Source organism: uncultured Brachyspira sp., assembly GCF_934747485.1.
Classification (GTDB): Bacteria; Spirochaetota; Brachyspiria; order Brachyspirales; family Brachyspiraceae; genus Brachyspira.
The window spans coordinates 74,239-85,775 of record NZ_CAKVGN010000003.1 but is presented as its reverse complement, the minus strand read 5'-3'; the positions used below and the strand labels follow the sequence as shown (position 1 = coordinate 85,775).

Annotated in this window: 10 protein-coding genes; 1 reads left to right on the top strand and 9 read right to left on the bottom strand. The window is 28.4% G+C overall.

Annotated features, from left to right (window positions below; genetic code table 11):
• Positions 1 to 179: 179 nt before the first annotated feature.
• Positions 180 to 1,121: a TDT family transporter gene (locus Q0H31_RS01315; RefSeq protein WP_295295233.1), complete on the top strand. Its 942-nt coding sequence runs from the start codon at positions 180 to 182 to the stop codon at positions 1,119 to 1,121.
• Between the two features lie 467 nt (positions 1,122 to 1,588).
• On the opposite strand, the gene Q0H31_RS01310 is transcribed toward Q0H31_RS01315, so the two are convergent.
• From Q0H31_RS01310 to Q0H31_RS01270, 9 genes are all read right to left on the bottom strand, one after another.
• Positions 1,589 to 1,993 (bottom strand): hypothetical protein, encoded by a 405-nt coding sequence (locus tag Q0H31_RS01310; protein WP_295295231.1) that lies wholly within the window; start codon positions 1,991 to 1,993, stop codon positions 1,589 to 1,591.
• Between the two features lie 11 nt (positions 1,994 to 2,004).
• Positions 2,005 to 2,775: an FtsQ-type POTRA domain-containing protein gene (locus Q0H31_RS01305; protein ID WP_295295229.1), complete on the bottom strand. Its 771-nt coding sequence runs from the start codon at positions 2,773 to 2,775 to the stop codon at positions 2,005 to 2,007.
• Between the two features lie 10 nt (positions 2,776 to 2,785).
• Positions 2,786 to 4,735: a methionine--tRNA ligase gene (gene metG, locus Q0H31_RS01300; RefSeq protein ID WP_295295227.1), complete on the bottom strand. Its 1,950-nt coding sequence runs from the start codon at positions 4,733 to 4,735 to the stop codon at positions 2,786 to 2,788.
• 241 nt (positions 4,736 to 4,976) lie between these two features.
• Positions 4,977 to 5,414, bottom strand: a complete 438-nt coding sequence (locus Q0H31_RS01295; protein ID WP_295295225.1) for a GNAT family N-acetyltransferase — start codon at positions 5,412 to 5,414, stop codon at positions 4,977 to 4,979.
• The gene (gene tlyC, locus Q0H31_RS01290) at positions 5,411 to 6,250 is read right to left on the bottom strand and encodes a hemolysin C (RefSeq protein WP_295295222.1); all 840 of its coding nucleotides are present in this window, start codon (positions 6,248 to 6,250) and stop codon (positions 5,411 to 5,413) included. The genes Q0H31_RS01295 and tlyC overlap by 4 nt, the downstream gene beginning before the upstream one ends.
• Positions 6,216 to 6,677, bottom strand: coding sequence for an rRNA maturation RNase YbeY (ybeY, locus tag Q0H31_RS01285; RefSeq protein ID WP_295295220.1), 462 nt, complete (start codon positions 6,675 to 6,677; stop codon positions 6,216 to 6,218). Before ybeY ends, tlyC begins: the two co-directional genes overlap by 35 nt.
• A gap of 1 nt (position 6,678) precedes the next feature.
• On the bottom strand, positions 6,679 to 9,042 hold the full coding sequence (locus Q0H31_RS01280; protein ID WP_295295218.1) for an HDIG domain-containing metalloprotein: 2,364 nt from the start codon (positions 9,040 to 9,042) through the stop codon (positions 6,679 to 6,681).
• A gap of 21 nt (positions 9,043 to 9,063) precedes the next feature.
• On the bottom strand, positions 9,064 to 10,041 hold the full coding sequence (locus Q0H31_RS01275; RefSeq protein ID WP_295295216.1) for a PhoH family protein: 978 nt from the start codon (positions 10,039 to 10,041) through the stop codon (positions 9,064 to 9,066).
• A gap of 252 nt (positions 10,042 to 10,293) precedes the next feature.
• Complete coding sequence (locus Q0H31_RS01270; protein ID WP_295295214.1) at positions 10,294 to 11,457, bottom strand: DUF819 family protein; 1,164 nt, start codon at positions 11,455 to 11,457, stop codon at positions 10,294 to 10,296.
• Between the last annotated feature and the right edge of the window lie 80 nt (positions 11,458 to 11,537).

The window sequence follows — 11,537 nt, the reverse complement described above, 5'->3', positions numbered from 1 at the left end:
AGTTAATTAAATTATAAGGAATACCTGCTTTTTTTAAACTAAAAAACGTGCAATATGTATGGCTCCTAAACATATTTATAGCAATTAAAAAATAGATTTTTTCTGATTTTTAATATATAATATTTTTACACAATATAAGGAGTTAAGAATTATTATTATAATTCTTTTTTAATTTTATTATGATAAACAAAATAAACAAAATGCCTACAGCACTTACAGGTTTAGCACTTGGCGTAGGCGGTATATTCAACGCTTGGACTATATTTACAGGAAAAAAATATTTTGCATACATTGGAGCTATAATATCATCTGTATTAATACTTACAATAATAACAAAAATATTTTCATCTTTCAAAGCATTTATTAAAGACTTAGAGCACCCAGTAGCAGGGAGCACAATACCTACTTTAGATATGGCTATTATGGTAATATCAAGCTCTGTAGTACAATTTATAAGACCGCTTGGTATTGCTATGTGGCTTACAGCTATAGTGATACATACAATATTTGCAATCACTTTTATAGCTCATAGAATAAACTTAAAAGACAGACATAATATGGTGCCAAGTTGGTTTGTTCCGCCTATTGGTATAGTTGTAGCTTCTGTAAGCGGAAGTGCTATGGGTTTTCCTACTTTATCACAGTATATAGTTTATATAGGAATGGTTATATATATAATAATGTTTCCTTTTATTTTCTATAGAATTATTTTCCATGAACCTTTAGCTGAAGATAAGTTTCCTGCTTTCGCTGTAATGGGGGCACCTGCTAATTTATGTTTATGCGGATATTTAACTGCATTTCAAACATACAACACTGCTATACTTAATTTGTTTTTAGCATTAGGTTTAATTACAACATTTAAAGTTTATTTATCTTTAATAAAAGCTTTTAGAATAAAGTTTATACCGTTATTTGCAGCATACACTTTCCCTCTTGCAATAGGTGCACAGGCTCTTTTGAAATTTGCTAACTATTCAAAATCTATTGGAGGAGAATATTATTATATATGGAGATATGTTGCTATAATAGAGCTTGTAATTGCTAGTTTGATGATATTATATGTATTTTTAAATATGATGTCTTTTATACATTTCAATGTTATAAAGGATAAGGAATAAAATATAATTGATTGTGTTTTGTTATAATATTTAATTTTTATAATTTTTTATTTTATTCAACTTTTTCCCACGTACGAGCTGTACCACCTTGCCGCACAGTAATGCTATGCTTTAATTATAACTTCTTAGTCGTGCGGAGGAGTGCATTTTAATGCACAATTAAATTATAAAATTTATAATAAAAATGCAGTTCTTTTGGTTCTTTTATACCAATACCGAAAGGTACCTACTCGGTAAAAGAACTGGGGTGCTACCCTACGGGCACGCTTCGCAGGGGGCAAAGCCATGCAAATATATTAATTTAAACAAATAATTTTTTTTATATTATGTAGGTTTTTATTTTATTCAACTTTTTCCCGCCGCAAAAAGTTGCAAAAAGTGCAAGTGCTTTAGCTTTATATATTTGGAATATTAATAAAATATAAAATAATACTTCTATTTTTTACTAAGTTAAAATTTTTAGTATATCAATTATTCTCTTTTAAATAATTAATAAATCTCTCAGGCAAATACACATTATTATATTCTAATGCCTTTCTAAATAAAGGAGCTATTTCTGATACTTTAAATCCCGCTATGCCGCAGCCTATCTCTGTAACAAGAAATTTTTTATCTTTGTTTTTTATAGTAAAATCTAAAAACTCATCAACATATTTTTTTATTTCATCAACACCCATCTTTCCGCTTCTTCTATAATCAACCGTAGGAATAGCAAAAGTTTTACCCTGAAGACCAAAAGCCTTGCCATATATAGCTCCCCATTCCATAGCCATTCTTGCCGCACCGCCTGCATGCATACCTTCTGTGTTGCTTCCAAATACAAAAACTTCATCGTCTTCTAATTTATCAATATGTTTTGCTGATACTCTCATAAATATAAACCTTAATTAATTATAGCTTCATTAAATCTAAAATCTATTCTATAAGTTAAAGTAGCCTGGTCATGCACCGTTTTTAATATTGCCGCAAGATCAACAAATTTATTAGCAGTAACATATTTGTCTAATATCACCTGAACCTGATAGCCCCTCGGATAAAGTATTAAATCCTTTCCAAAAGCATTTATCTCTGAAATAAGATTATATATATCATAGTTATTAGTTTTTAATTCATATAAAACGCTTCTTAAATATTTTGTATAATCGTTTTCTATTTTTTCATTTGTTGAAGTAATGGTTAAACCTGTAATATATGGAACATCATAATTATAAATAGATGAATTTCTTATAATATAACCGTCATCAGTAATTTCGTATATGCCATTTTGAGATTCTGCTAAAAATAAAGTCTCTCTCTCTTTAATGTTTATAATTAGTAAATCTGGAAAAGATACTTTTATGCTTTCTACTTGAAGTATGATATTTTTTTCTATTCTTTGTTTTATCTCTTTTTTTGGTATAAAAAATAAACTTTTATTATTATAATCGCTCAAATTAGAATTTTCTATCACAGTAATAGGTGCTATTAATTTAAGCCCTCTTATTTCAACTCTCAAAACCTTAGCTTTATTAAAAACAAAACCAACACCAATAATGAATATTATTAACAAAAAATATAATACTGTTTTCTTTATTAATTTTTTTTGTTTTTGATTTAGTTTATTTTTTTGAAGCTTTTTTCTTAATTTGCTTTCATTAAAAGTTTTATTTTTCATTTTTTTATATTTAATTTACTTCGCATCCAGATTTAAAACCTTTCTCTGTTACCATAAGAGAAAGAGTCTCTCCGTTATCTGCCAAAAGAAGCATACCATGAGAATTAACCCCTCTAAACTTCTTAGGTTTTAAATTAGCAAGATAAAGCACAGTCTTTCCAACCATATCCTCTGGTTTATAATACTCAGCAATAGAAGAAACTACTACTCTCTGCTCGCCTCCGCCTATATCAACTACAAACTTTAAAAGCTTATCAGCATTTTCAACTTTCTCAGCAATAACTATTGTAGCAGTTAATAATTCTAACTTTTCAAAATCTTCTTTTTCTATATAAGGCTTATGTTTATCTTCTTTAGGCGGATTAACTTCTTTTTTGTTTTCTTCTAAAGAAGCACCTATCTCTTTTTCTATATCATATCTATTAAATAAAGGCTCTCCTTTTTCTACCTTTATACCAGCTTTTAAAGAGCCCCACTTCTTAGCATCTTCCAAAGGCACACTGTCTCCAAGACCTAATCTATTAAATACCTTTTTAGGAGTTTCCACAAAAAATATCTGTAAATAAGCAGTTACTATATAATATGCCTGACAAGATATATACATAACATTAGCTAAATGGTCTTTTTTAGTTTCATCTTTAGCAAGATTCCAAGGAGCACTCTCTTCAACATATTTATTCACCATTTTTATAACTTCCCAAATGTTAAACAAAGCCTCTTGAAACTTAAAACTGTCTAAAGCAGATTCTACATTAGCATCTAAAGTAAGCACTGCCTTTTTTAATTCTCTCTCTCTGTCAGAATAAACACTCTCAACCTCTTCTGGAAGAACACCATTAAAATATCTTCCAAGCATAGAGCTAATTCTATGCCATAAATTGCCATAATCATTAGCCAAATCACTATTAATTCTCTTTAAGAACAGTTCTTGTGAATAAAACCCGTCAACACCAAAATTAATCTCTCTCATAAGGAAATATCTTAAAGCATCAACGCCATATTTATCTATCAAAGTATTAGGATCAACAACATTACCCCTACTCTTACTCATCTTCTTACCATCATCAAAAAGCACCCAACCATGACCAAATACCTTTTTTGGAAGCGGTATATCAAGCATTTTAAGCATTATAGGCCATATAATAGCATGGAAACGAACAATCTCTTTACCAACAAAATGAACATCACAAGGCCAATATTTTTTATATAGCTCATCTTCTTCACTATAGCCTAAAGCTGTGATATAGTTTGATAAAGCATCAATCCATACATATATACTATGCTCATTATCTATAGGGCAAGGTATACCCCAATTTAAGCCTTTACGAGTAACAGCTAAATCCTCAAGACCGGGAAGCAAAAAGTTTTTAAGCATCTCGTTTTGTCTCTCTTTAGGCTCTAAAAACTCTGGGTGTTCCTTATAATAATTTATAAGCCAATCTCCAAACTCAGAAAGTTTAAGATAATAGCATTCCTCTTCTTTATACTCTAATTCTTTCTCACAATCAGGGCAGTAACATTTTCCATCATCTTTTTTTACAACCTGACTCTCTGTAAAAAATGCTTCGTCGCTTACACAATAAAGCCCCTTATATGAACCTTTGTAAATATATCCTTTATCATAAAGCTGTTTAAATATATTCTGTACTCTTCTTTCATGATAATCATCTGTTGTTCTTATATAATGACTATAATCTATATGAAGTCTTTTCCACAATTTTTTTGTAGCATCTACAATGTTATCAACATATTCTTTGGGAGTAGTTTTAGCTTCTTCTGCCTTTCTTTGAATCTTTTCTCCATGTTCATCGGTTCCTGTTAAGAAATAAACATCATAACCCATTATCTTTTTATATCTTGCCATAGTGTCTGCTGCTATGGTACAGTAACAATGTCCTATATGTAAATAATCTGAAGGATAATATATTGGAGTTGTGATATAAAATTTTTTGTCTGTCATTTATTATTTCTCCCTAAAACTATACTTAGATAATTATACTAAAATAAACACTTTTTGTAAAGCCGTTTTAATATTGAATTATTTATTGATTTATTATTTTTAATTAAAAACAGTAATCATAAAAAATTTTCATATACATCAAGAAACTTATAACAGCAAGTCTATATGCAAGAGAAATAAAAAATAAATTAATGCATATATTTAGAATATTATATAAGATGCTTAGCTATGAATATACAAATTATAACTTCATATATATAATAGGAAAATTGTTTCCTAATTCATCATATTCATTTCTTTTATAAGCTTTAAATCCAATATGTTTATAGAAGTCTAATGCATTTGTATTTTGTTCATTAACTGTAACTTCTTTTATACCATAATTATTTATACCATATTCTATTAAAGCTCTCCCAAAACCCTTGCCTATGCTCATTGGATATAAAAAAAGCATTTCTAATACTTGATTTTCTATTCCCATCATACCTATAATCTTATTATCATATTCAGCTATAATTAAATGCTTTATATTAATTATGGCAGGCTTTACATACTTTGAAATATTTTTTATATCATCTTCACTTAAAAACAAATGACTATACCTTACAGAACTTTCCCATAATTTGTATAATTTATCTATAATAATTTCATCTCTTTCTTTAATTTCATATATATTCATTTTTCAGTTTCTTCATTATTTTCTAAATTTTCTATTTTTTCTTGGGCTTCCTTGCTTAGTTTCTCTATTCTAATCTTTGTAACAATATTTCCGCTCTTTCCAACAACAGTAAAAGAATAACCATTATATTTAATAGCCTCATTTCTCTTTGGAAGCCTTCCAAGATAAGAAAATAAAAATCCTCCAACAGTATCCGCATCATCATCTGGTATATCCGGAAGTATTCCATATTTATTAATTTCATCTATCCTCATTCTCGCATCAACTAAAAAACTTCCATCATCATTACTCTTCACTTCATCATCATCTTCCTCATCAAACTCATCTCGAATATCTCCTACAATCTCCTCAAGTACATCTTCCATACTAACAATCCCAGAAAATCCGCCGTACTCATCAACAACCATAGCAATATGAATCTGCTTAGTTCTAAAATTCTTTAAAAGCTCCATAAGCGAAATTGATATAGGAACAAAAAAAGCCTTGTGTATTATCTTCTTCAAATTAAAAGTTTTTTCATCAATATCCACTAAATCCTTAACATAAAGCACACCAACAATATCATCTATACCATCTTTATAAACCGGTATCCTCGAGTTTCTATCTTTGTTAAAAGCCTTAATCACCTTCTCATAGCTTGTATCTATATGAAGCATATTTACATCAACTCTCGGTATCATGATGTCTTTTACATTCTTGCTTTTAAGTTCAATAGTATTTATTACAATCTCTCTCTCTTCTTCTGTTAATAAACTTAAATTAATATAATGACTTTTCTCATTAGTATTATCTTTATTTTTTTTAACTATTTTTTTTAGTATTTTTTTTATTGGCATTATTATAATTCCCTTTTATATGTTCAATTACTTTTTTATATAATTCTCTCATTTTTTTATAATTTTTTTTAAGAGATTTTTCTGTATAATTATGATGTATGCCTTGCAAATGAAGTATAGAATGAACTATCAATTTTATAATAGTCATTTTTATTTTATCTTCATTATATCTATCTAAAACCCATTCATAAGAAATAACAATATCTCCGCCGTCATTAGCTTCTCCCATAGGAAAAGTTAATACATCTGTTGCTTTGTCTTTATTTCTAAATTGCTTATTTAATCCTCTTATATAATCATCATCAGAAAAAACTAAATTTACTTCCCCATCAATATTGGCAGCTTTTACAGCATGATATAAAAAATATCTATAAATATTTAAATCAATATCATAATCAGTATTGTTAAAAACATGAACATTCTTCATACTATTTCTTTACTTTATCTTTATTGACAGCATCTTTTTTTATGCCGTCATTTTTAATAAATCTTTCTTTAGTTTTTGAAACTTTTTTAATATCTGTTTTAGTATTTTTTTCGGTGTTTTCTGCTTTTTCTGTCTTTTCGTTTTTATTATTATCTTTGCCTATATCTTTTGGAAGCTCTGGATATTTTATTCTTTCATGCAACGAAATCAAAATTTTCTGTAAACTTATTCTCTTAATAGTTTCAATATCCTGCAATGTAAGTCCGCTGTCATTCAATTCGCCTTCTGTCATTTTACTTTTTACTATGCTGTCTATGAGTGAAGATAATTTTTCTTTGGTAGGATTATCTATAGTTCTGCTTGCTGCCTCTATAGAATCTAATATCATTAAAATAGCAGTAATTTTAGATTGAGGCTTTGGTCCGCCATAAGTAAATAAACTTACATCTATATCTGGGTCTTCTTTTAAGGCATCAGCATAGAAATATTTTATTAAACTAGTGCCATGATGCTCTTTTATGGCTGCTATTATCTCTTTCGGAAGCCTATATTTTTTTGCTATTTCCACCCCAAAACGAACATGCGATTTTACTATTGCAGCAGATAAAGTAGGCTTTAATTTATTATGTCTATTATCATTTTTATTTGTATTTTCTATAAAGTATAATGGATTTTCTATTTTACCTATATCATGATAATATGCAGATACGCAGGCTAATCTTCCATCTTCTCCTATTTCATCGGCTATAGCTTCTACCAAATTAGCCATATTAATAGAATGGTGATAAGTGCCCGGAGCATTGATTTGAAGCTGCCTTAAAAGAGGGTTGTTCAAATCTGCCAACTCCTGAAGTCTGAATATAGTAGCTGTTTCGAGCAAATATTCACAAATAGGAAGAATAATCATAACAAGTATTGCCTGTATTAAACCGCTTGCAAAAGCAAATACAAAAATCATATAATTAAAGCTAAAATCATCAGCAATAAATGCATTAATTAATGATACTATGCTTAAAGATACTCCTATTTGAATACCCAACCACAAAACACCATTTCTGTTATTAATTTTCTTAGTGGCAATAGAAGTTATCATAGATATTACAAATAGCGAGAAAAACTCATATACATCAGCCTGCACCATATTGGCAGCTAAAAGAGTAATACATACAGTTACAATAGCCGAAATTCCTCTTCTTGCCCCAAGCAAAGTATTGAGCATAGAAAACATTGGTATAAAAGTGTATATATAAAAAGGTATATTTATAAGTTTATCTGATACATAATTGCTTATAAAATATGCTATAGAAATAATAAGCAAATATTCAAGCGAAAATAAAATAAAATTCTTAAAATTAGTGTAAAACTCTATTTTATATTTAAAAATAATGTATCCCACAAAAGCAAATAGCATCAATATAAATAATCCCTGACCTATCAAATTCCTTATATTGTACTCAAAAAAACTGCTATTATCTAAAATATATTTTAAAAGCTTTACCTTATCCTCTGTAACCCTTTCTCCCTCTTCTAATATTGGAAAACCAGCTTTTATTGTTGTATATATAGGCTCTACAGATAATTGAATCTTATTTATCTCCTCCTGCGTCTTCTCAGAATTATAAATTAAATTATCCACCAAAAAAACATTTATTATAGAAGATATTGTATTGATATGAAATACATTCAAATCATTATATCTATTTCCTAAAATAGAGCTAATTTCGTTTCTTAAATTTTCTAAGAAGAATATTCTGTTTTTTGCAGCTATTCTCTCTTCAACAACATAATCATTATACTTATAAATAAATATGCCATTATTAAGTATCAATCTTAAAGTTTCAGGAGTTAAATTCCTTTTAGATATTATCCCAACTTCAAATAAACTTTTAAGCGTATCTACAACTTTTGCCTCATATCCAATATTATCTTTATTAACAATAGCATTAGAGAAAATTGTCTTATTGATATTTAAATTATATTTAGATGTTACAGCCTCATACATCTCATCAAGAGAAACATTATTAGTATCAAAACTTCCAATAAAATTAAACATATTGCTGACTTTTAATAAAGATTCTTTTTGTATGCTCTCAGGCATTTCAAATATAGGTCTTACATTGGCTTGCAAATATGTTATTAATCTTTGAGTTTCTTCAACATTTTTATATTTAATGTTGCTTTTTGCAATCAACGGCTCTTTTACAGTTTCACCAATAGACGGTATTGTAATTTTTTGCATATAAGTTGGAAATACTAAAACTAATGTTATTATATACAAAATTAATGCTATTAATAATTGAAATATTCTCTCCATATTGAGAGTTTTATTAATTATAGATTTAATAATTTTTTTATTCGTGTTCATAATAAATTTTATCCATTAATTTTACACATTTATATTATCAGCATTATCATAGGCTTCTAATATTTTAGAAACTAACCTATGCCTTATCACATCTTTTTTATCAAAATAATGAAAAGCTATGCCTTCTATATTTTTTAATATTTTAATAGAATGCTCCAAGCCAGATTTTACATTCTTAGGCAAATCACTCTGACTAATATCACCAGTAATAACAGCCTTAGACTTTTCACCAATCCTGCTTAAAAACATCTTCATCTGTGCAACTGTAGTATTCTGTGCCTCATCAAGTATTATAAAAGCCCTGCTTAAAGTTCTTCCTCTCATATAAGCTAAAGGAGCAACTTCTATTTTGTTCTCTTCTGTGTATTTTAATATTATATCACTAGACAAAAGACTATACAAGGCGTCATATACAGGTCTCATATATGGTGAAATCTTCTCTTTAAAATCCCCCGGCAAATATCCCAAACTCTCCCCTGCCTCAACAACAGGTCTTGTTATTATCATACGCTCTATTTTATTTTCTGCAAGCAAACTTATACCATAAGCAACCGAAAGAAATGTTTTACCAGTGCCCGCAGCACCCGTAGAAAAAACTATATCATTAAAAATCATCTTCTCTAAATATTCACCCTGAGATATTGTTTTCATCTCTATGTTTCTTCCAAGATATGGAAGTTTTATACGCATGTTAATTAAAGAACTCTCACGTTCTTTAAATATATTGTCCGATATATTAATAACTTTTTCTAAAGAAATCTCGGTATTAGAAATATACATGTCTTTAAGTATATATATTACCTTGAGAGTATCTTCTATATTTGAATAATTACCCTCTATTGTTAATTCATTTCCCTTAGGATATATTGAAACATTAAATTTATTCTCTAAAGCTTGAAGATTTTTATCCTCTGCACCGCAAATGGAAATATATGCATCATAATCTTTAAACTTTACTTTATTGTCTAATCTTTTTTTATTTATCTTCTTATCCTTCAATTTTATTGTATTATAATATAGTACAAAAAAATTGATTATTGTCAATATTACATATATTAAAATTTATATAATAGATTATAATCTGTTTAGATTTTAAACTAATCTGAAATTTATTTACAAAAATTAAATATATTAAAAAATATAAATAATGGGTTTTACATTCTATATAAAAACTATATTTATCAAAAAATACAAACATTTTTACATATAATGCCAAACCATCAAAATTCAATAAAACAACTATATAATCTTTTATAATCCTAACGCATTTTTAATTAAAAAAGCAACAGTGATTCCCAAATAATTTCCGCAAATACCTCCCATAACACCCATTATAATCGCAATAGACATTAAAGATTTCCACTTTGCTCCTCCTGCAACCAAAGCCGAAGTTGGTCCGTCCCAAACAGCTGCAACAGTAGCTAATAATACATACTGATATTTTATCTTTAATATTCTCGAAACAACCCATTGGAAAATCATAGAAAATATTATTATTAAAGCACAGAATATTGTTATATATAGTGTGGAACTTAAAAAACCTTTTAAATTAATTGTAAGACCTAACACTGTGAGGAAAAGCAATGAGAAAAATAGCCCCAAATCATTATTACCCCTAAGTTTTCTTATAAATGGGAATCTTGATAATATCAAAGAAATTGTACTTATTAAGATTATTCTTGCAGAGCCTTTAAAACTATCTGGAAAATATTGGCTTACAAAAGTGGACACCGCAACTATTATCATTGCTATTGCTATTAATGAAGAAATCTCTTTAATGCTCCATTCCTTGTTTCCTAAAAACTCACCCTGACCATCATCTTTGGCAAGTTCTTCCTCTGTAAAAGAATAAGGCCAAACTTTATTAAACAATTTTGATGCCTTTAATATAGGAGGAAGAGACATATAAAAAATAACAGCAGGTGTACCAACTACATAATCAGCAGCATTGGCAGCAGCTATTGCTTCTCTGCTCGTTCCTAATGCAGTAGCTATAGCAGTTAAATTCGGACTTCCGCCTGTATAGCTTCCTACAAACATTCCAGCAACTTTCCACCCATCTTCTATCTCTCTCGCAAATATCAATCCGAAAAGAAAAGCCAAAAAAGAAACACTAAGAACAGAAACAAGCATAGCTATAAAAGGTTCTCTTGATAATTTTAATAAAGCCTTAATATCCACACCCATTAGTATTATAGAAATAGACAAAGGAACACAATATGTAAAAAATACACCATATACATTATGATCCACAGGGGTTAATCCTATATTCGTACAAAATATACCCAATAATATTACGCTTAAAGCAGGTCCTAAAATTTTACCTAATTTTGTCTGCTGACCTAATAATGCTAATGAAGTTATCAAAAAAATAATAGCTAAAATACTAGCATCGCTCTTAAAAAATGACTCCATAAAAATCCTTTTATTAAAATATATTTAGTTTTTATTATTTGTAGTTTAATATAGAACATATTTTCACTAAATTCAAGTTT